This window comes from Aetokthonos hydrillicola CCALA 1050, from assembly GCF_017591665.1.
Classification (GTDB): Bacteria; Cyanobacteriota; Cyanobacteriia; order Cyanobacteriales; family Nostocaceae; genus Aetokthonos; species Aetokthonos hydrillicola.
The window spans coordinates 92437-115162 of record NZ_JAAKGC010000001.1 but is presented as its reverse complement, the minus strand read 5'-3'; the positions used below and the strand labels follow the sequence as shown (position 1 = coordinate 115162).

Genomic DNA, 22726 nt, shown 5'->3' with positions numbered 1-22726 from the left:
GGAGGATTTTTCTAAAGTAATTTATATCGATCTTATTTTACAAGAGGTAAAACATCATGAAACCTCGATATTTATTGAGTGTATTGACTATACTAACTCTCATTATGAGCGGTGTATGGGGTAATGCAAATGCTTATGCTGTTACATTTATCCCACCTGCCAACAATAGTCCCCCAAGTCAAGCCACAGGGGGAGCTTCTCGAGGAAATTTCTTTACCCCTGTCTATGGCAAAGGAGCTCCCAAGCAAACAACCGGAGGGGCTTCCCGAGGCAACCTGTTTACACCCTCCTCTAGCAACAGCGCTCCCAAGCAAGCAACCGGGGGAGCTTCTCGAGGCGATCTCTTTACGCCCTCTTCTGGCAACAGTGCTCCTAAACAAGCAAGTGGGGGAGCTTCTCGCTCAGGCGATGACGCCTTAAATCCAACGCTTGAACCAAAAACTCCAGCAAAACTCATTGCGCTCTTACCTCAAAGTTTTTATGGCACAACAGTGTCTGAACATCCCACAATATTGGTCTATCTACCTGCTTCCAATGCTCAAAAAGCGATATTCAGCCTCAAAGATGAAGCTGGCAAAATGCAGTATCAAATGACTATTCCGGTGGCGGGAAAAACTGGGGTGATCTCTGTGAATTTGCCGAAGGATGCACCCCCTTTAGCTATTGGGAAAAACTATCAATGGTTCTTAGCAGTGGAAGTGGATGGACGCCTAAACCCAAGTACACCATACGTGGATGGTTGGATTGAGCGTGTTCAGCCCAGTGCAGATCTGGCAACAGCAATGGAGCAAAAAGATGCTCTCAAGCGTGCTGCTGCTTTCGGTAAAAATGGGGTTTGGTATGACTGTGCAGCAACACTTGTTAGTTTACACAGCGCTCAACCTAACAATGCGATTCTGGCTAAGCAATGGGAAGAACTTCTCTCCTCAGTTGGATTGAAGGAGGTTACGACAGCTCCTTTTGTAGTATCTGCTGAGTAAGCCAGATCTCTGTGGGTATTGCCCCAGAGATCAATTAACCTTTATGGCGTGAATATGTGGGGCAGATTTCAGGCTTTTTTTCAAAAAACTCGCAACATTTTAGTTATTACTCCTAGTGTTGCTATAACTGTCCTGATTGGGCAATATTTGGGACTTTTCAATTGGCCTGAGTGGAAAGTCCGTGATGAATGGGTACGTCAGCGATCGCACCAGAGAATTGCTGACGAAATTGTCGTTGTCAGTATCGATGAAAAGGACATTCAATCGGTAGGTAAATGGCCGATCCCAGACTCGGTACTAGCACAATTACTAGAAAAGATTCGCGCTCAGCAACCTCGCACTATCGGACTGGATCTTTATCGCGATTTACCAGAAGGAAATGGGCACGAACAACTAGTGAACATTTTCCGCACTACTCCCAATTTAATCGGGGTCGAGAAAATAATTGGTGAGCGGGTCAATCCTCCACCAGAACTGCAAAAAAGGGATCAAGTGGGATTAGCAGATTTAGTACTAGATGGCGATCGCTATGTGCGCCGTGCGCTCCTTACAGCAACAGATGCCAAACATCAAAATACCCTTAAAGCAGGATTGGCAACCCGTGTGGCACTGAAATACCTTGAAGCTGAAGGAATTACCTTAGAAAACATTGATCCCCAACAGCAAAAGTTCCGATTGGGAAAGCAAATTTATCTACCACTTAAAGATCGAGATGCAGGTTATTTTGATGCAGATTTAGGGGGTTATCAAATTCTGCTCAATTGGTATGGCTCAGAAGCAGCATTTCACAAAGTTTCGATGCGCGATGTTTTGGCAGGGCGAATTCCGGTAAACCTGATGCGCGATCGTATGGTACTTATTGGATCATTCGCCTCCAGTACTAATGATTTCTTCAGCACACCTTTTTCTTCTTGGTTGCCTGGCGAAACATCAACTCCAGGTATTATCGTCCATGCGAATATTGCTCACCAACTAGTACAAGGAGCAAAAACAGGACAAGCAAATTTACGCTCTGTGTCTGGTATTTCTTTATCGTTGTGGATCATTTTTTGGTCTGCGATAGGTTCTGTAGGCAGTTGGTGGTTAGAAAGTGTACCTACATACCGACGAATTCCAGGCGGTAAAATTCTTTGGGCAAGTGTAGTGATTTGCGGGTTATGTGTAGGGGGTAACTATGGGATATTTTTGCGTGGCATTTTAATTCCAGTAACGCCCACCTTAGCTGCATTCATCAGTAGTGTGATTGCAACAACGAATGCCTATAAACAGCAGAAGTTGGAACAAGTGAATCGCCAACTGGAAATTGCGAACGCTCAACTATTAGAATATTCTCAAACCTTAGAAGCAAAAGTAGAAGAGCGAACTCATCAACTAGTTGAGGCAAAGCAAGCGGCTGATGCTGCCAACCAAGCCAAGAGCGAATTTCTTGCAAATATGAGCCATGAGTTACGCACACCGCTTAATGGTATCCTCGGTTATGCACAGGTGCTAGAACGCACACCATCTATTACAGATAAAAATCGGGAAAAAATCAGCATTATCCACCAATGCGGCTCACACCTCCTCATGCTGATCAATGATATCCTCGATCTCTCCAAAATAGAAGCTCGTAAATTGGAGTTAGTTCCCACTGTTGTACATTTACGGACTTTCTTACATGGTGTAACTGAGATTTGTCGGATTCGATCTGAGGAAAAACAAATTGCATTTAACCTTAGGATTAGCGATCGCTTACCACTTGCTATTCAGACTGATGAAAAACGCTTGCGGCAAATTTTAATCAACTTACTGGGCAATGCTATTAAATTCACAGACAATGGTGGAGTGACATTTAAAGTAGAAGTACTGGAAACCGAGCAAGAATCTACCCAAATTCGCTTTCAGATTGAAGATACCGGTATAGGGATGTCACCAGATCAACTGGAGAAAATCTTTTTGCCGTTTGAGCAAGTGGGTGAAACAAGGCGGCAAGCAGAGGGTACTGGGCTGGGATTGACGATCAGTCAAAGAATTGCCACCTTGATGGGGAGCAAAATTGAAGTCGAGAGTCGTTTCGGCGAAGGAAGTATATTTTGGTTGGATTTGGCAGTACCAATTTCCCACGATTGGGATACACGAATATTCCCTTCAACCCACCAAAAAATCATTGGAGTTCGCGGAAATACACCTCAAATTCTGATTGTTGACGATGATGACAACCATCGTTCTATACTAACTAGTGTGCTACAAGAAATTGGTTGTCGAACAGTAGAAGCAGTAGACGGTAAAGACGGGTTACAAGTGGTAGGTGACAATCATCCAGATGTGATTTTGCTGGATTTAATCATGCCTAATATGGATGGTTTTGAATTTATGCTTTCTCTCAAGACAAATCCTCAAACTTGTAATGTTCCTATCATTGTCTCCAGTGCTGGTGTATCTGATGAAAGTCGTCAGCGCAGTTTACAGGCAGGGGCAACAGCATTTTTACCTAAACCTCTGCGGGTGGACGAATTGTTTAATACATTGCAAACACTGTTGCAAGTTGAGTGGATTTATAACAATAAATCCATTTCTCAAGAGTCATCTTCCAAGCCTCAGCAAACAAGTGATGGTGAATGGGTTCTTCCACCGCAGGATATTTTGCAACAGCTTTATCATTTGGCAATGATGGGGGATATTCCGGCACTAGAGGGAATATTAAGAGAGTTAAGTGAGCAAAATGCTCAGCTAGCTCCCTTCGCAGCCGAGTTAAGTAAACTCACTGCAAATTTCCAAACTGGTAAAATCCGTAAATTTCTCAAATCATTTGTAACACAGGAGTAATACCAATGATAGCTGATCCTCTTTTAAAGCCAATGCATATCTTGTTGGTGGATGACAATCCAAATAATATCAAAGTACTATGGGAGGCAATTCAGGGCTGTGGCTGGAAAGTACTGATGGCAACAGATGGAGAATCGGCGATTGAACAAACAGAATACGCTGCGCCAGATCTTATTCTCCTAGATGTCATGATGCCTGGTATTGACGGATTTGAAACTTGCCGGAGATTAAAAGCTAATATCCTCACCCAGAATATTCCAGTAATTTTTATGACGGCTCTTTCTGACTCCATAGACAAAGTAAAAGGACTAGAAATGGGAGCAGTTGACTACATTACCAAACCCTTCCAACAAGAAGAAGTCATTGCCAGATTAAAATTACATCTTAAACTTTCCCATCTCACTCGTACTCTTGAACAGCAAGTGCAAGAGCGCACTGCAGAATTAACTAAGTCTCTGCGGGAATTACAAAAAACTCAGCTACAATTGATTCAAAGCGAGAAAATGTCTACTCTAGGACAACTTGTAGCAGGTATTGGTCATGAAATTAATAACCCCATTGGTTTTATTGGAGGGAATCTCTGCCATATTCAAGAATATGTAAATGATTTGCTTTGTTTGGTGAGCCTTCAGCAAAAAAAACTCCCACATCCAGATCCAGAAATTGAAGATCTCCTCGAAAAAATTGACTTAGAGTATCTGATTGATGATCTCCCTAAACTCCTAGAATCAATGAATCATGGAATTACCCGCCTTGAAAACATCAGCCTTTCTCTAAGAACCTTTGCTCGCTCGGATATTTCTTCTAGGGTAGAGTTTCAGATTCATGAAGGAATCGATAGCGCTTTAACGTTACTAAAGCATCGATGGAAAGCTAATGCAAACCATGATGGAATCGAGATAATAAAAGAATATGGTGAGTTGCCTTTGATCACTTGCTATCCTGGACAACTCAACCAAGTTTTCATGAATATTATCGCTAATGCTATTGATGCCTTTGATTATTCTCATCAAAACGGCTCTGATCAGCGAATAGTTGATTGTCTAAACACTATCACTATCACGACATCCGCTGATCTCAAGCAGGAGACTGTCACAATTTCCATCACAGATAATGGTCCAGGTATGCCTCCAGAAGTGCAAGCTCGAATTTTTGAGCAATCATTTACAACCAAGCCTGTAGGCAAGGGAACTGGGTTAGGATTAGCTATAAGTTACCAAATTATTGTTGATAAACACAACGGAACAATTAACTGCTTGTCAGCCCTGGGTAAGGGAACAACATTTATTATTACTTTACCGATTCATGAGAACTAAGACACATCTCCCCCAAAATTTTTCGCTCTCCTACAACCAATTTCCTACTAATACAAATGTTGACCAATAGAAAGGATGTGAAAAATCAGCATTTTGCAAGAAACTAATTTGAGTTTGTCGTAATGCTTCCGCCTTGCTGATACCTGGTTGTCTCAGATTTTTATAAAATTCCACCATAAATTTAGCAGTAGACTCGTCCTTCACTGCCCAGAGAGTGGCTAAAGTACTACGCGCACCAGAGCGTACTGCTACTCCAGCCAAACCCAATATCGCTCGATTATCCCCTTTTGCAGTTTGACAAGCACTGAGAACCATTAGTTCTACAGTTGTGGATTGCGATTCGTTTCTAGTTTGGAGAAATTCACTCAATTTTTTAACATTAATCTTGTCGTTCCAACTGAGTATAAAAGTGTCATCTGATTTGCTACTAAACTGACCATGAGTAGCTAAATGTAACACCGAAAATGGTGTAGATTCTATAGCTTGTTGTAGGTTGGTGTCAGTAAATTTTTCATTTAATAATAGTTTTGAGTTAACTTCTGAGGAAATTTCTGTTACTTCTGATTTAACTGCTGGTAAAGCTTTAAATCCTTGGCGTGATTCACTCAGTCCAGCTGTCATCAATCTGAGATTTTCTCGTTTTAGTGATCGCGCGGGCATCAACTGCATTCCTGGCGATAGCGCTAAGCTATATTTCTCTAGCAAATACTGTTTGCCATCGTACAAAGCCGCCATGGGGATATTGCGTAAAGAGCCGTCCAACACAAAAGCTAGAGTTTTGACTCCACTATTGTTCAATTGAGATTCAGCCGGACGAATCAGCCATTCATATAGCTTTTGAGAAATATATAACCTTTCCTCATTCGAGAAAATCGGATTGAGAGATTGACGCATCTGTTTGATGGTTTTTTCTATCTCTTTATCGGCTAAATTTGTTTTATAGCTAGATAGGGGTTTACCAGGAATAGATAGAATTACTTCTAAGCGATCGCCTAAAATAATTGGATATATGACAGCTGCTTGTTTGTCTATTTGATCGATTTGTTCTGGTTTGGCGTTTAAACAAGCTTCTCGAAAGAAATTATCTAACTCTGCTAGTTGCAGTCCCTCAATTGTGTCTCGTGCTAGCTTTAAGTTTTGTTGACTGGGTTGAGGAGATTGCAACAATAAATCCACTAACTCCCGATAAATAGGCTCGACACTCTCCTGAAAAGAAAATTGGACGTCACGATTAATAGCTACTAAGTCACCACGCAAAGACTTGAGAGTTTTGACCGAACTATCATAAGCTGCGATCGCACCCTGAATGTCACCTTGCTTTTTCAAAATTCGACCAACTTGCCAAGCAGCTTGATAACTAATATCAGTAGCATTAATTTCCTGAGTAATTTGTAATGCTTGTTGGCTTAGTTTTAAAGCATCAGCTAGTTGCTGCTTGTCAAAGTACAATTTCCCTAATTCATTTAAAGCGTAAGCTTGAGCACGTAAATCTCCCAGCATTTTTGCCCGTTGTACCGCACGCGCTAAAATTTGTGCTGATTCTCGATACGATACCGAATCATTTCTATCTAGCTTGGACAACTGACTCAAATTGCGGGCAAAGTTAATTGTTGCATAAAGAGAAATTCGACTTGGAGGCAGTTTCTCCAATTGCGACTTAATCTCCAATGATAAAGCCTGAGTCAGCTTGACTTGTCCAGTTTCTAAATAAAGGCTAAATTGATTTAACAGCGCTTCTACTCTTAACTGAGAATTATCTGACTGAGCTACAACTTGTTGATAATAACCTAAAGCCACCTCAGTTTTTTGTAAATCTCTAGCAGTATTCCCCAAATTAAAAAGAATATTGTTGATATCTGTCGCAGAATTTAAGCCCTTACTAATCTTCAAGCTCTGCTGTAAAATCTCCACAGATAGTTGTACATCTTCCACTAGTTGAAAAGCAATTCCCAAACTTTGTAATGCTTTTGCTTTAATGATCGAGTCTGGCTGATTTTGCAGCTTTTGATGCACATTCAGTAACAACTTTTGCGCTCTAAGATATAATCCTAAAGCTCGCATAGCTTGGGCTTGGTTAATTTGGCTACCTACCTTTCCCACTTCGTCCCCAGCTATTGCATATGCACTTTCCGCATCTTGCCAAGCTTTTAAAGCTGCTTCTGCTTTCCCTGTTGAAAGTTTGAGATTTCCCAGAGCATTTAGAGCTACTGCCAATATAGTAGAATTTCCTTGTTTCTGGTTTTTGATATGCTTTAATATATCTAAACTTTTACCAATAGTAATTTCTGCCTTTTGCCAATCTCCTAACTTTTGATAAGCCAAAGACAAGTAGCTGAAACTCAAAGCTTCATTAATAGTATCACCTTGTTTCTCAAAAGTAACGGAGGCTGCTTCCCAAAATTTCACAGACTCAGCAAAGCTTCCAGCCTCAAATAGATTTCTACCCTGATTAAGTTGAGATTTTGGGTCTGAAAAGTTAGTAATAAAGTTTTGGTTTAACTGTGAGTCTGATACTAAATTTAATTTGGAGCTAGGTTGCAACTGCCAAATGGTGTATGCATCTGCTTTTACAAAGTTTATTGCTAAAAAGAAAGCTATTCCCCCAAAATAAATACCATATTTAGTAAAATTTAGCGTATATTTATTTTTATACATAATTGTGAGATTTGCGTAGATTATAGTGAATAAATCACAGGTTAGATTTTAATAGCAGTTGAACAGGCAGAGTACCAACTGCTACAAATGAAATCAAAACGTCAATAATCATTAGCCATTAGTTGTTCTTTCCATTCCCCGCTACCTGTATCTTCAAAAGATTGCAGTGGAATTTCAATAAAAAATTCTGTTCCTTCACCTAATACTGAGGAACAATTTAATTTGCCATTGTGTTTATCTTCAATAATTTCCCTACTAATAGATAAGCCTAAGCCAGTTCCCTTACCTATTGGTTTGGTGGTAAAAAACTGTTCAAATATCTGCTTTTGATTTTCTGCTGACATACCCAAACCATTATCTTTGAAGGTAATAGTGAGTAATTTATCCCATTTTTTAAATTCAGTTCTAATAATGATTTGGTTCACCTTATTGCTTTTACTACCTGCTACTTCTTGACATGATTCATCAATTGCATCAATAGCATTAGCAATCATATTTATAAAAACTTGGCTAATTTGTTCAGGATAGCATTCAATTAGTGGTAAATTATCATATTCTTTAATAACTTCTATTGCTGCACGTAGTTTATTATCTTTTAAACGATGCGACAAAATGATTAAAGCACTATCAATACCTTCATGAATATTAAAAAATGCCTTTTTAGATATATCTAAACGGGAAAAATCGCGTAAACTATCAGTGATATTGTTAATTCTTTTTAATCCAGTATTGATTGAGGATATAATTTTAGGAATATCTTCTAATATCTCCTCTAATTCTATTAGCTTTGCGTTTTTACTAATATCGATAACTGTATGAGGATAATGTTCATGATAAAGTTGTAAATGCTGAGTTAAAGCAGTAATATAGTTATGGAGAAATGCAGAATTATTGATCACAAAGTTGAGCGGATTATTAATTTCATGAGCTACTCCGGCAACTAACTCACCCAACATAGATAATTTTTCACTTTTTACTAAATGTAAATGTGATTGCTTGAGTTTCTCTAAGCTATTAGATAATTCCTGTGTGCGTTCTTCTACACGCTTGTCAAGTTCCTGGTTTTGTAGTTCAAGTTGTTTAGTTAAAAACCGCAATTTTAAATGTACTTGAATTCTAGCTAAAACCTCATCTAGATGAAAAGGTTTAGTTATATAGTCTACTCCACCTGTTAAAAAACCCAAAACCTTATCAAATTGGTCTGTTAGAGCAGTTAAAAAAATAATTGGTATATCTTTAGTCGCAGATTTCTTTTTGAGTTCTTCACATGTTTTGAACCCATCTATTCCTGGCATCATCACATCTAAAAGAATTAAATCTGGTTGGGCATATTCGGCCTGTTCAATAGCACTCTCACCATCAGTTGCTATTAAAATTTCCCAGCCTATCGAGGAAATAGTATCAGACAAAACTTTTAAATTCGTGGGATTATCATCAACAATCAATATAATCGCTTTTTCCAGGTCATTATAAATTTTCATGATTGTCCAGCCTTTAAGGATTTTATTAATTCACGTACTTGTTTAATTTGAAAATTATCAGTTAATTGCCGAACATGTGTGATAAATTCGGTAAAGTTACTATCTCTATCTGATACTTCTATTTCAGTTAACAGCGTTTGTATACCTTTAATATTGCCTCTCATAGCTAAATCCCAGAGCTTATCAAGTTCTGTTATTGGTGGCACAACCATTAGTTGAGGATTTTGGTATTCAAATTTGTTACTTTCCGTATCTGTGATTGCCTGTCTATTTTCTGCGTAAACCCAATCGAGTTGTAAATAATCCTGTAAATACTTGAGTAACTCATCCATTTCTACAGGTTTAGGTAAAAATTCATTACCTCCTACTGCTAAACTTTTAGCTTTATCGCTATCAAACACATTACCAGAAGAAACTAGAATCGGAACTTTGTTTAATTGAGGTAAAGCTCTCAAACTTTTGATCATTTCAAATCCATCCATGATGGGCATTACCAAATCAGTTATGACCAGATCAGGTTGAATTTTGATTGCTATGTTTAATCCTTCTTGACCATTGTTAGACTCAAAGCATTGAAAACCAAGGGCTTGAAGAAAATTATAGATTATAGAACGGTTTTGCCATTTATCATCAACAATAAGAATTTTAGGTTGTTTGTTTTGGATGCCGACAATTTTTTTATTCTGTATAATACTGGCTGTTGGACACCAGTTGCTAACAACTTTTAAATCTATATCTAACCAAAATCTACTTCCAGTACCGAAGGTACTTTCCACCTGTATCTCACTGCCCATTAACTCAGCAATTCTACAACTAATGGTCAACCCTAATCCCGTACCTTCTACTTGCTTTGCTTTCTCACCTACTTGCTCAAAAGGTAAAAAAATCTTTGTCAATTGTTCACGAGTCATTCCCACCCCTGTATCTTCCACTTGAAATCTAATTTTGTTAAAATTTTCTCCAAATTTTAAAACTTTGATTATGAAAGTGACCCCACCAGTTTCCGTAAATTTAATTGCATTACCCAGTAAATTAATTAATATTTGCCGTAAACGTTTTTCATCGGCACTAATTACTTTAGGAATCTGGGTATCCGGTTGGTAAATAAAAGAAATATCTTTTTGTAAGGCACGGATACGACACATCTCTACAACTCCCGTCAGTAAGTAAGAAAAATCAAAATCCGTATTGTGTAATTCCAGTTTTCGTGCCTCGATTTTAGACAAGTCTAAAATATCGTTGATCAGAGTAAGCAGATGAGTCCCACACTGATGAATAATATTAATGCCTTCTAACTCTGACGGAGCTATGGCTTGAGACCGTCCTAGAATTTGTGCGTATCCTAAAATTCCATTCAAGGGTGTCCGTAACTCGTGACTCATGTTTGCCAAAAATTCACTTTTAGCTTGGTTAGCGACATCAGCAGCAATTTTGGCAGTTTCTAACTCTAAAGTACGATCGCGGACTTTTTCTTCTAGGGTATGAGAATAATCTTGGAGTTGCTGGTTGGCTTTTTCTAATTGTGATTGTTTATACAGGTTATTAGTAATAATTGTAGATAGAAAAATTGTTAGCAGTGGCGAAATTGAAGGAATCCACCAACCAATCATCAAGGCTGTATAACTAATACCCAAGATTATGACTGTACCAGATAAAATCACCAGAATTGACCATCCTGGTAAAGGCTGTTTGCGTTGAGAGTTGCTTTGCAAGCCCCGCCAAGTGACACCACTACTCAAAAAAGACCAGCACAAAACCCATAACCACTCTGCTTGCTCTGACCACACTCGCAACAACGGTCTACCATCAAGAGCAGCACTCAAAATTTGGCTGATTAAATTGGCATGAACTACTACCCCAGCCATATTTTTTTCTTGATCGTGCAAATTGCGGCTGTAACCAACATTTACAAAATCATTAATACTCTTAGCTGTAGTCCCAATCAAAACAATGCGATCGCGCACTAACGCCGAAGGTACACGATTATTCAATATATCCCGCATTTTTACTGTGTCAAAATTATCTTGAAATCCACGGAAATTCAAGATAATTTGGTATCCTCCCATGTCTGCATGACGATAACTAAATTCGTCGCCAGTCAAAGGGGTAAATACTGCCTTACCCAACTGCAAATAAGTATTGTTTTTATCAAGTGCTTGTAAAGCAATACCTTTATTTTTGAGATATATTAAACTTAACTGAGGTGCTAAGCCTAAAAAAATTTTTCCCTCACCATCTCCGGCAGATAACAAACCTCGCCTGACTTTTCCATCTGTATCCAACACCAAATCCGCCAGTGCGATTTGATTGAGTGCAGATAAAGTGGGTGATGGAGCAACTTGATCCCCAGCTAATTTTCTGATTCCAATCAAGTTCGGCGTAGATTTAATCACTCCCAGCAATTCTTGATAACCTGGTTCCACTGGCAAATCTCTATAGATATCCAAGCCTATGGCTGCTGGTCGTTGAGATTTGAGTTGAGAAATCAGCTTGGTTAAAATAACATCAGGAATAGGCCATTTGCCACTTTGAGTAATATCTTGTTCATCAATAGTGACAATTAAAATTCGTTTGTCTGGTGGTTCAGTAAGACGTAGAGCAAAAAATCCCTCCATAGTACTCCACTCCAGCAGTTGAAATAACCCTGTTACCCCACCAGCCATGACGCAGATTGCCACAGCAGGTGCTGTCATAAATATACTGCGCCAATCTGCGGAACACACCCTGTGTATATACCCAACAATTGTTTTGACAGATAACCTCATTAGGTTTGTAAGCAAGAACAGAAATTTTGCAACTTGACAAGGCAAATAATAATCGCTAGAAAATAAGCAAGAGGGTAATTATTCACATTTTTCCTATTCTCTTGCTCTAGTTTAGTCTAGTTTTACTTAATTAATTGGCAAGAGGTGCTTCAGCGATCGCATTCAAATTAACAGATTTTAAAAGTTCTTGCCAAGAAGTAGTTACCTTTAAATCATTTGGTTGTTTTCTCTTTAATTCGGCAAGAGTGGACAGGGAATCATACCAAATACCCATATTAGCTAGCTTAAATGCTAACTCTAGCGTAGGTTGATTATTTAAATTGCGATTGGATTCAACTCGACGAATCCATCCACTAACCCAAGGACTATCAGGTTCTAATTCTTCCGTGCAAATCATGACTAAAGACCATCGATAATTCTTGCCGATTTTCAGTGCTGAAACTGAACTGGGAAGTTTAATTTCTACCACGCCAGGTTTTTGAGGCAAGGCTAAGGTTGTCTGGTAAGACTGTTTTCCTTGTTCATCTTGCAATCCAAAAAGTGCTTTTTTAGCTTTTGTTTGAGGAACATAAACCAATATTGCCGGATGTTCTGCTATTGTCAAACCGATATTAGTGTTTGGCAGCAACGGTGTAACTGAGGCTTTTGTCGTTGCAGTCATATCAGCACCGCAAGTAGAAGCATCCCGTGACGCTCCCCCAATTGAGCTTTTTGGAGCTTGCTCCTTTGGTGGGTTGAAGGTAACTTGTGCAGCACTTGGCTCTATTGGCATCAGCATTGATGCTAAGTAAATTAGAGAAGCAATTTTCAACCAACTTTGTTTGAAACGGCTTTTATTTTGATTCTTCATAACTAAAATTATGTAATGAGTCAGTCGTGATGGAAAAATCCAGTTGACGTAGATAAATGTTTTTATAAAAAAGTCAACATCCATGATTATACTTTTATCTTGTATCGCAGGTTAACAGTAAAACCACTTATGGCACTTATATATGGCAAATTCTGTTAGGTGTTCAAATCAAATTTTATTAGGGATGGCGGTACATGAGGAGCATTATTTAATAATATCCCTGTTGTATTCACGGAGATAGCAAGTTTTTTAGGCTTTCCGCCGTACTTTAAATAACCTTATCGTCAGTAGAGTGAATATTAAATTTACGTAATAATCTAATATTCATTTAATTATTCAACGTTGATCCAGTTGAGCGCAGGATGGGGCTTAATGTGAAATTCAAAAAAAATGTTTTTTTGATAAATATATTTTCATGCCTGCCACATGATAAAAGTGTGTTTCTTAGCAGAAAGTTAACTCTTTAATTGGTAACACTTTATAAAATTAATATTACTGATTATTGTCTAACAGACTATCTAGTAGATTATGCAGCATATAAGAAATCAACCTCATCTCCATAAGCAGGGAAGGAATTCCATCAATAATAAGCAGTGCTTACTTAAGTTACTTACACCTTTAACACTAGCTGCTTCTGTGGTTATGGGTGGCTCATCAGCTCAAGCTTTGCAATTTAATTTCACCCATGCACCAGGAAAAACTCTCAACCAAATGCTTGGTTATGAGATCGCTGGTAGATATTGGTCAAATTACTTAGCCAACGATGTCACCCTGAATATATTCGTTGAGCCAACCAATAAGTTACCGACTAACGTGATTGGTGGAGCAATACCGGGGGTGACTTCCCAAAACTCTACCACCGTTTCTCAAAGACTAAAAACAATGGTGGCTAGCAGTGGTGTATACACCTGGAGTTGGAATCCCTATTGGGGTTGGTTGGAATGGCTATTGGCAAAATACTCCTAACTTGACTGCTGATGGTTTTTGGCAAAATGCTGCCTGGGAAACACTGGATGAATTTGCAGATTGTGAGGATGACAATAGTGCTTCGACCACTTATTCTCAGACTCAATCTGTTCCGGAACCTACTGCTACCTCTGGATTATTAATCATAGCTGTGATGGCTCTAGCTGCGCGATTGAAGCGTCGTTATTCAACAATCAAGAATCTATAGAGTGTAGTACTAATTCCAAGCAATTTTTGTAGGGAATACCCACAATTCTGGGGTATATAAAAGTCATTTTATAGATGTTACCCCATATATAGCATTCTTTTTTCAACTTAGTAGAGGTTCTTGTATTTTATGAATAACAGCATCAATCAGCAGCAAAATAAATTTTTGGGTTTGCTCAAGTTACTTACACCTTTAACACTAGCTGTTTCTGGGATCATGGGTGCTGGCTCATCAGCTCAAGCCTTGCAATTTAATTTTACTTACGCGCCTGGAACAAGACTAGAGCAAATGCTGGGCTATGAAATGGCTGGTAGATATTGGTCAAACTACTTAGCCGATGATGTCACCCTGAACATCTTTATTGAGCCGACAAATACTCTACCTACTAACGTGATTGGTGGGGCAATACCAGGGGTAACTTCGCAAAACTTTAATACTGTCTATCAAAGACTACAAGCGGATGCCACTTCATCTAGCGATCGCACAGCTTTAAATACTGTATATAACCAATGTGATAAAAGCCTCATCTCTTTATTGCAGAGTCAATGCACAGGATATAACTCTTTAACCACAACCCGTGTATCTGGACTCTCTGACTTAGAGGTTCAATCCGGTGTCAAAAAGATCAATCTTACCCGTGCTAATGCTAAAGCTTTAGGAATTATTGGTGCTAACGACACTGGTTATGATGGCTACATCCTCGTGAGTAACTTAGGTAATATTAGCCGCCCACTTTCATGGAATTATTTTTCTGCTACCAATAGCAGCAATATTATTCCCACAGGCACTCTAGACTTTTTCAGTGTGGCGGTACATGAACTGACTCACACCCTGGGCTTTATTAGTGGCATTGACTCACCTGAATACGCAGACCTATTGACAAAAAGGTCATTTATTACCAGTGATGATATGTCTAAATATACCTACCTGATGGATATGTTTCGTTTATCTCAGAATAGCAATTTTTGGAATAGACCTGATATATCAATTGGTCAAGATACAATGTTATCTCTTGATGGTGGGATGACCAAGTTAGGTAATATGTCCTCTGGAAGTGGCAAATTTGGAGGGGATGGAAGTCAAGGCAGTCACTGGAAGAAAGATGGCACCTATGATGGCATCATGGAATCTGGTCTAGGTGCAGGGGGTACAAGAAAGCTTGTTACGAATAATGATCTAACTGTGCTAGATGCTCTTGGTTGGACTCTACAGCAAAACAATCAAGATTTAACCACCATCTTCAACAGTGCCAAATCTGGGCTGGCTACTAAGATGGGTGTAACTACTGCTTGGATGGATGCCAATTCTGCCCAAGCCGCTTTAAGCCTGACACCGGGATTCATCGATGCTAATAAAAATGGCTACGACGATCGCGGTGAAGCATTAAACAAAATGGTGACTAGCAGTGGTGTATACAACTGGGGTTGGAATGGCTATTGGTGGGGTTGGAACGGCTATTGGTGGGGTTGGAATGGCTATTGGCAAAATACTGCTAACTTGACTGCTGATGGTTTTTGGCAAAATACTGCCTGGGAAACACTGGATGAATTTGCAGATGGTGAGCATGACAATACTTATTCTCAGACTCAAGATGTTCCCGAACCTACTGCTACCTCTGGATTGCTAGCAATAGCTTTACTGGGTTTTGCTGTACGGTTCCAACTTCGCTGTCAAAATTAGTATGGTGTTGATTGTTAGTTTAGTATATTTTTTGGGAAATATAGATTGGTAAGCAATACAATCCCCCATCGGAGCAGATAATCTTCGTTGATTTTCATCTTTCTCATTTTTACCACTTGCTGACACATAAATTCATGTTAGCAACGGGTTTTTATATTAGGTAAGCTGACAAAAATACATAAAAATAAAATGCTGAAGCCGCAAATAAAAAAAATATTATTATTTATTAGCTGCTACTTAGTTCTAGGAACACCCTTAAAAGCATTGGGACAAACTAGTATCACGCCGGATGGTACCTTACCTACTAATGTAACTAATGTTCGTGGCATTTATGACATTACTGGCGGTACTAGACCAAATAATGGTGCTAATCTTTTTCACAGTCTCAAAGATTTTTCGATTAAATCAAGTGATACTGCTAGATTTATTTATGATCCAGGTGTAAGTAATATCATTACGCGGATCACGGGGGGATCTTCTTCGCAGATTGATGGGACTATTCAAACATTAATTAACGGTACGACTAATATAGGTAATGCCAATTTATTCTTAATTAATCCTAGTGGAATTGTTTTTGGTGCTAATGCCAAGTTAGATATTGGTGGCTCATTTATTGGTACTACAGCAGATAGCATCAAATTTAGTGATGGAACAGAATTTAGCGCTATCAACCCCACATCTCATCCCTTACTTACCATTAGCACACCTTTGGGTTTGCAATTTGGTGCTAATCCTAGCAGTACAATTCGCGTCAACGGTTCAGGAAACAATTTACAACTCAATCCTGATAATTCTCTCGATGTCAGTAGCCGTCCTTCAGGATTGAGTTATCAAACACCCAATGGTCAGACTTTAGCATTAGTTGGCAGTAAAGTAGAACTGGACGGTGGAAATATCACTGTACCCCAGGGCAGAGTAGAATTATGGTCTGTGAATAATGGTCAAGTTGCAATCATCAACTCAAATGGACAAATACAACTGCAACCAGGACAAGGAGTTAGTTACGGTAATATTGACCTGAATCGTGCTGCTTCTGTTGATGCTAGTGGTAATAGTGGTGGTTTCATCCAGGTACGGGGACAAAATGTGAGCTTGCAAAATGGCTCGATGATTATTACAGATACTAGAGGTAATGGTTCTGGTGGTATTTTAAATGTACTTGCAACTAATAACTTAACTGTTGATGGCTTTGTATTAAACCCCAATAACCAGATATTTAGTGGCATACTGGCTGATGTTGCTTCTCAAGCCAGCGGTGAAGGTGGGAAGATCACTATTAACACAAAAACTCTGCAAGTGAGTAATGGCGGTCAAATATCTACTGGTACTTTTGGTGATGGTAATGCTGGAGAATTGAGCATCACAGCAGGCAACATACAAGCAAGTGGCTTTTCTGTCTTTGGTCCGAGTGGTTTATTTGCGCCTGTAGCTCCAGGAGCTAGGGGAACAGGAGGTAACTTAACTATACGAACCAATGGGTTGCAAGTTTTAGGCAGCGCACAGATATTTACCAGTACCTATAGCTTTGGCAAAGCTGGTGATGTGAAGATATTTGCACAAGATGTGGCAGTAATTGGTGGCACCCAAAATGGACCTAGCGCTATTCAATCTTCAACTCAAATCATCCCAGGTGTTCCACAAACAATAGCTACAAAATTAGGTCTAGGCTTTGGTACTGGAGGTAATTTATTGATTGAAACTAATAACTTACGAGTTGCTGATGGTGCTCAGATTGCTGTGAGTACAACTGGGAATGGCTCTGCTGGTAATATGAAAATTACTGCCAACTCTGTAGAATTGGTAGGGTTGAATCAATATGGTCGGAGCGGTTTATTTGCTAGTGCGATTGTTGGTAAAGGACAGGGTGGTGATGTGAAGGTTACGGCTAATCGCTTAGTTGTTCATGATGGTGCAATTATTAATGCTAGTAACTTCCTCAGCCGAGACCCTGAAAATTTGCGCGGTTTAGCTGGTCAAGGTGCGGCAGGAAACATCGATATTAGTTCTGCATTTATTTTATTAGCAAATCAAGGTATTATCACTGCTAATACTAATGCAGGTGATCAAGGTAATATTACTATTCGCTCTGGCAATTTCCAAATGCGTCAGGGTAGTATTATTAGCACTAATGCCCGCAATAGCTCGGTAGGCGGAAATATTAATATTACGACAAATACTTTAGTTGCTTTTGAAAATAGCGATATCACTGCTAATGCTCAAAAAGGCTTTGGTGGTAAGGTGTTTGTCAACGCCAAGGGGATTTTTGGCACTGAATTTCGTCCCCAACTAACTCCTGAAAGTGATATTACGGCTTCTTCAGATTTAGGCGCGGATTTTAATGGCACTGTGACGATTAATACTCCAGATGTTGATCCATCTAGCGGATTGGTGAAGTTACCATCTGATTTGAGCGATCGCTCTCGACAAATTACCAATGGTTGTGCAGCAGCGCAACAGAATCGTTTTGTTGTCAGCAATCACGGCGGACTACCTACTAACCCTACTGATGTTATTAGAGGAGAGATAGTTTGGAATGATATGAGAGATTTATCAAAACAAGTCAGCAGTCCAAACACCAACAGGCGCAACTATCACTCTACAAGCCATCAAGAACCAATTGTCGAAGCTCAAGGATTAATTGCTAGTTCAGATGGAACAATAGAGCTATTGGCAAGCATACCACAGGCGACAGATCAAACTTCCTGGCAAGTGACAACACAATGCAATGGCAATCCTAATTTGTGATTAGTTGATCCGTGACATCACAAATATGATTGCTATGTATATAATTTGAGAAACTGTCATAGACACGACAATAAACAATCTGGTATATGCGTAAGTCCTATTCATAAGGGGTTAGCGATAATAGAAAAATACACGCCGTTTTCTTGCCATGAGTTTTTATCTCCAGTAGAAATGGAAACTAAAGGAATACCCCAGTCTAAGCGGACTGTGAGATGATCTTGCAATTGCCAACGCAACCCTAATCCTGTAGATACTAAAGTATTCTGATCTAGCTTTGATTGTGATGTTCTGCCAGAATTATTCCAAGCACTGCCAAATTCTATAAAGGGGGTGAGTTGTAGCAGGCTCTTTCCTTGCCAGAAGCGGGCAATGGGAACTCGTACTTCTGCTGAAGCAAACACTCCATTGTCGCTTAACAAAGCATCTTGACGATAACCCCGGACGTTATCCTGACCGCCGATACCAATTTGTTCAAAGGGCGTGAGGGGTCGGTCTGCTAATTGCAAATCACCTCTAAGCACTAATAAAGTATCGGGAGCCAATAAACGCACCCATTGGGCTTGTCCTCGCCAAGCAAAAAAACGACTATCGGGAGAGTTGTTGCTGATGGTGGCGTTGAGAGCATCTAGTCCCAGGCTGAACTGAGAACGCAAGGCTAGGACTTGTTGGTTACTGCGCGCAGTCCATTCTTGAAAAAATCGGATGGCTGTGGTGTTGGTTCTTCCCTGTTCATCTGCGCCAGCACTGGGAAAAGGAAGTTCTCCATTTAAGAAGCTGGTGTGACTGGCGCGATGGCTGGCTGTGAAACCTAATGCTAATTCCTGTGTGGGTTTTTGGATGATGGGTTGGCGGAGTGTAAGTTCGTAGTAATGGGAGTTGGATTGAATGTCGAGGACACTGAAAGGCTCTTCGATGAAATGATTATTAGATGTGCCGTAGCTAAAGGAAAGGGTACCATTTTGGGGGTTGATGGGCAGAGTGTAGTTGAAATCATAGGCATTGCTGCCATCCGTGTTAGTATAGCTGGCGCTAATGCGATCGCCCCAACCGAGGAGATTAGCTTCACTCACCTGGATTTTTCTGCTAAAACTACCAACTGCTGGCGATCGCCCATTATCGAGCACTATCTGGGTATTAAAAGTATTTGCTTCCTTTACCTGCACTTCTAACAAACTCTTTCCTGGTTCTGTACCGGTAGATAGTTCGGCAGAAATATTGGCAATCAAAGGATTTAGTCTTAACAATTGCAGTGCTGTCAACAGGCGATCGCGTTTTAGGGGTTTATTTGTAGCAGTAGCCAGCCGGCTTTGCACATAACGGGGATTGAGTCGGCGTGTACCTGTAACTTTTATATCTTCCAGTCCCCCTTCCACGATTTTGATTTCTACTACTCTATCTTGGCGTTTCTGTGGGGGAATGTACGCTCCAGAGGTAATGTATCCATTTTGGATGTAAAGATTAGTAATCTCTGAACGTAGCTGAAATAGGTCTTTGAGCGTGATGGGACGGTTAGTATAAGGTGCAGTGATTTTGGTAAAGTCTTCTTGACTGAAGACTGTGCTACCAGTAATGGCAAATGCTTTGACTACGATAGTGGGAGAATTTTCTCCCAAAGGCGTTTCTTGAGATGAAGGATAGGTGGTTGCAGGTGGTAATAACTCCTCTAGAGGAGGTAACTTAGTTGGTGGTGGTAACTCTGGTAATGGTTGAATAGAAGGTGGTTTACCCGGTTGAGAGGGAGGTAAAGGAGTTTTAGCACTGTCTTGATTAGGTATCTGTGCTTTTACTAGGTTCAAAGGTACGGTGACACTAATAACCGCCAAAATCAAGGAATACCAAAATTTGTATATGTGAGATTTGCAAATCAGAAAACCTGTATTGTTCATTTTGAGGATAAAAATAAGAGCAATTTGGTAGCCAAAATAGATAATGGCGATCGCTCTGATAGATGGATTCTTCTTTATAATTCCCTGACTTTCATCAGTTTTAACGTCGGCAGGACTTACGCAACTGTCACAGGCGAGCTCGTCCCGCAAAGGTGAAGGTTTTTTGCGGAATGTAGGTGGGAACGCATCAAAAACCTACTACGATGCAAGCTTCCCTTGCGAGCCACAATTGCCAAGTTAATAAGGGTACTTCTGTCACTCCATCCCTCTGCTGCCTGAGTTGAACTTAATTGAGGCTGAGTCATTCACCCTCAGAGCAGTTCTCCAATAAGCTGAAAACCACTAACCAGATAGCTGTAACGGGCGAAAAGTTAGTGTAATCTTTCAGCCAGAATCCGCGTCACGAAGCGTGCGCGGAGTGGCTCAATAATCCAGTAATTTTTAAGAAGAAGATTGTAAATGTGCTTCCAGTTGCGCAATACGTTCTTGCAGTGGTCTTACAATGTCTCTCACTTCAGCTTCCGAATACCGAATCGGAATATGCTGAGGACAATTCCAATCCCAAGCTTCAACGTGAATCAGAATAGCCCTTCCAACTTCTGCTGGATAGTTAGGATCGATTAGCTGTTGCAACAATTCTGGATCATTTTCAATCACTTTAGCACGTCCCCAGATTTTCAGGCGACGACGATGGGCATAGTCCATTAAAAACAGAAACACACGATCATCTGTTGATAGGTTACCGACGCTGATATATTGCAGATTTCCCTGAAAGTCTGCAAAGCCAAGTGTTTGCTCATCCAAAACTTTCAGAAACCCTGTAGAACCACCCCGAAACTGGATATACGGCCAACCATTGCTACTGGTTGTACCCAAGTAGAAGCCATCCCGAGCGGCAATAAATGCAGCAATGTCGGGGTTAATGCGATCATTTGATGGGGTATCTCCTTCAAATCGCGCATAGATATTCCGTGAACCATAATGTTCTTGCATTGCCTTAACCTCAGGGGTGAAAGCAATTTTCGCAAATTTACGTGCCATATATTCTCCAAATTAGAATTTTATCATTGGACGTAGACGGTAAATTAATTAAAATCAAGTTGAACTCTTTTACCGAACATTCAGTATACAATTTACTTTACCGAACGATCAGTTCAATGTCAACCCCTTCTGCTAAAAAATCTGAAGGTGGTTATCGGAGGATTGAAAAACCTAAGTAAGTCAGCAAGAATCATACACAGTACCTAAATTTTTGTAGAATAACTTGAACCGCTTGTACTTGCGTTCTAAGTGCATCTGTATTCAGCAGCGCCGAAATGAGATCATGTAAATCGCCAACACTCTTTAACTGAACTGCATTATATTCGTTAACTAATTTATGACCGAAGAGAAACAAAGAGCAGATAACGACAGTCCTTGGAAAGAAATTCTAGAAGCTTACTTTCCCCTAGCCATAGAATTTTTTTTCCCGCAAACAGCAGCATTAATTGACTGGTCTAGACCCCATGTATTTCTAGATAAAGAATTTCAGCAAATAGCCCGAGAAGGAGAAATTGGCAGAAGATACGCAGATAAACTAGTAAAAGTGTGGCTGTTAGGGGGAGAGGAAATTTGGTTGCTCATACATGTAGAAGTGCAAGCAACATCAGAAGCAGCTTTTGCAGAAAGGATGTTTTCCTACAATCTGCGAATTTTTGACAGGTTTAAAAAACCAGCAATTAGCCTGGCGATTTTGTGTGACACAAACCATGATTGGCGACCAAACCAATACAGCTATGATTATCCAAATACGCGGTTGAGTTTTGAATTTGGTATTGTGAAGCTTCTGGATTACGAAAAAAAATGGGCGGAACTAGAGACAAGCGATAATCCATTTGCGACGGTGGTAATGGCACATTTAAAGACACAACAGACAGCCAAAAAACCCCAAGATAGAAAAAGGTGGAAATTTAGCCTCATCAGACGATTATATGAATTAGGCTGGCAGGAGAAGGATATTCGTAACCTATATAGATTTATTGATTGGGTTATGATTTTACCAAGAGAATTGGAAACAGAGTTTTGGCAAGAGTTAAAACAATTTGAGCAGGAGAGTCGTATGAGCTACATGACTACTGGTGAACGCATTGGCTACGAACGAGGAAAAGAGGAAGGACAAGCTAAAGGACAATATGAGCATGCAAAAGCGCTAATTCTAAAGCAACTACAAAAACGGTTAGGAGAATTACCACAACAGGTGAAAGCGCATATCGAATCTCTAACCCTAGAGCAATTGGATACACTTGGAGAGGAATTGTTAGACTTTACATCAACTGCGGATTTGCGCAACTGGTTGGAGTCAAATCCACCAGATTTTGGCAAGAGTTAAAACAATTTGAGCAGGAGAGTG

Annotated in this window: 14 protein-coding genes; 8 read left to right on the top strand and 6 right to left on the bottom strand. The window is 39.8% G+C overall.

What is annotated here, in order from left to right:
* The first annotated feature begins 56 nt into the window (after window positions 1-56).
* The 3 genes from G4P69_RS00460 to G4P69_RS00450 are packed head-to-tail and all read left to right on the top strand — an operon-like array spanning window position 57 to window position 5101.
* Window positions 57-980, top strand: a complete 924-nt coding sequence (locus G4P69_RS00460) for a DUF928 domain-containing protein (protein WP_208347940.1) — start codon at window positions 57-59, stop codon at window positions 978-980.
* A gap of 54 nt (window positions 981-1034) precedes the next feature.
* The gene (locus tag G4P69_RS00455; protein WP_208347939.1) at window positions 1035-3785 is read left to right on the top strand and encodes a CHASE2 domain-containing protein; all 2751 of its coding nucleotides are present in this window, start codon (window positions 1035-1037) and stop codon (window positions 3783-3785) included.
* Between the two features lie 5 nt (window positions 3786-3790).
* On the top strand, window positions 3791-5101 hold the full coding sequence (locus G4P69_RS00450; protein ID WP_208347937.1) for a hybrid sensor histidine kinase/response regulator: 1311 nt from the start codon (window positions 3791-3793) through the stop codon (window positions 5099-5101).
* 30 nt (window positions 5102-5131) lie between these two features.
* Here the strand turns inward: G4P69_RS00450 and G4P69_RS00445 are convergent, their stop codons facing one another.
* From G4P69_RS00445 to G4P69_RS00430, 4 genes are all read right to left on the bottom strand, one after another.
* Window positions 5132-7756, bottom strand: coding sequence for a CHAT domain-containing protein (locus G4P69_RS00445; RefSeq protein ID WP_208347934.1), 2625 nt, complete (start codon window positions 7754-7756; stop codon window positions 5132-5134).
* A 101-nt stretch (window positions 7757-7857) separates the two neighbouring features.
* Window positions 7858-9237 (bottom strand): hybrid sensor histidine kinase/response regulator, encoded by a 1380-nt coding sequence (locus G4P69_RS00440; RefSeq protein ID WP_208347931.1) that lies wholly within the window; start codon window positions 9235-9237, stop codon window positions 7858-7860.
* The gene (locus tag G4P69_RS00435; protein ID WP_310834411.1) at window positions 9234-11930 is read right to left on the bottom strand and encodes a CHASE2 domain-containing protein; all 2697 of its coding nucleotides are present in this window, start codon (window positions 11928-11930) and stop codon (window positions 9234-9236) included. Before G4P69_RS00435 ends, G4P69_RS00440 begins: the two co-directional genes overlap by 4 nt.
* 202 nt (window positions 11931-12132) lie before the next feature.
* Entirely contained in the window at window positions 12133-12936 is an 804-nt protein-coding gene (locus G4P69_RS00430) for a DUF928 domain-containing protein (RefSeq protein WP_243902856.1), read from the bottom strand.
* A 444-nt stretch (window positions 12937-13380) separates the two neighbouring features.
* Here G4P69_RS00430 and G4P69_RS38890 point away from each other — a divergent pair, with 444 nt between their 5' ends.
* From G4P69_RS38890 to G4P69_RS00410, 4 genes are all read left to right on the top strand, one after another.
* Complete coding sequence (locus tag G4P69_RS38890) at window positions 13381-13818, top strand: hypothetical protein (protein ID WP_243902855.1); 438 nt, start codon at window positions 13381-13383, stop codon at window positions 13816-13818.
* Window positions 13748-14026, top strand: a complete 279-nt coding sequence (locus G4P69_RS00420; RefSeq protein WP_208348115.1) for a PEP-CTERM sorting domain-containing protein — start codon at window positions 13748-13750, stop codon at window positions 14024-14026. The genes G4P69_RS38890 and G4P69_RS00420 overlap by 71 nt, the downstream gene beginning before the upstream one ends.
* 129 nt (window positions 14027-14155) lie before the next feature.
* A complete protein-coding gene (locus G4P69_RS00415) occupies window positions 14156-15706 on the top strand; it encodes an NF038122 family metalloprotease (RefSeq protein WP_208347927.1) in 1551 nt (516 codons plus the stop codon).
* Between the two features lie 189 nt (window positions 15707-15895).
* Window positions 15896-18451 carry a two-partner secretion domain-containing protein gene (locus G4P69_RS00410; RefSeq protein ID WP_208345140.1) on the top strand — a complete coding sequence of 852 codons (2556 nt, stop codon included), beginning with the start codon at window positions 15896-15898 and terminating at the stop codon, window positions 18449-18451.
* Between the two features lie 101 nt (window positions 18452-18552).
* Here G4P69_RS00410 and G4P69_RS00405 read toward each other — a convergent pair whose 3' ends face one another.
* Window positions 18553-20337: a ShlB/FhaC/HecB family hemolysin secretion/activation protein gene (locus tag G4P69_RS00405; protein ID WP_208345143.1), complete on the bottom strand. Its 1785-nt coding sequence runs from the start codon at window positions 20335-20337 to the stop codon at window positions 18553-18555.
* Window positions 20338-20778: 441 nt separating this feature from the next.
* Window positions 20779-21378 carry a pyridoxamine 5'-phosphate oxidase family protein gene (locus G4P69_RS00400; protein WP_208345141.1) on the bottom strand — a complete coding sequence of 200 codons (600 nt, stop codon included), beginning with the start codon at window positions 21376-21378 and terminating at the stop codon, window positions 20779-20781.
* 337 nt (window positions 21379-21715) lie between these two features.
* Between G4P69_RS00400 and G4P69_RS00395 the strand changes: the two genes are divergently transcribed.
* Entirely contained in the window at window positions 21716-22705 is a 990-nt protein-coding gene (locus G4P69_RS00395) for a DUF4351 domain-containing protein (protein ID WP_208347925.1), read from the top strand.
* The last annotated feature ends 21 nt before the right edge of the window (window positions 22706-22726 follow it).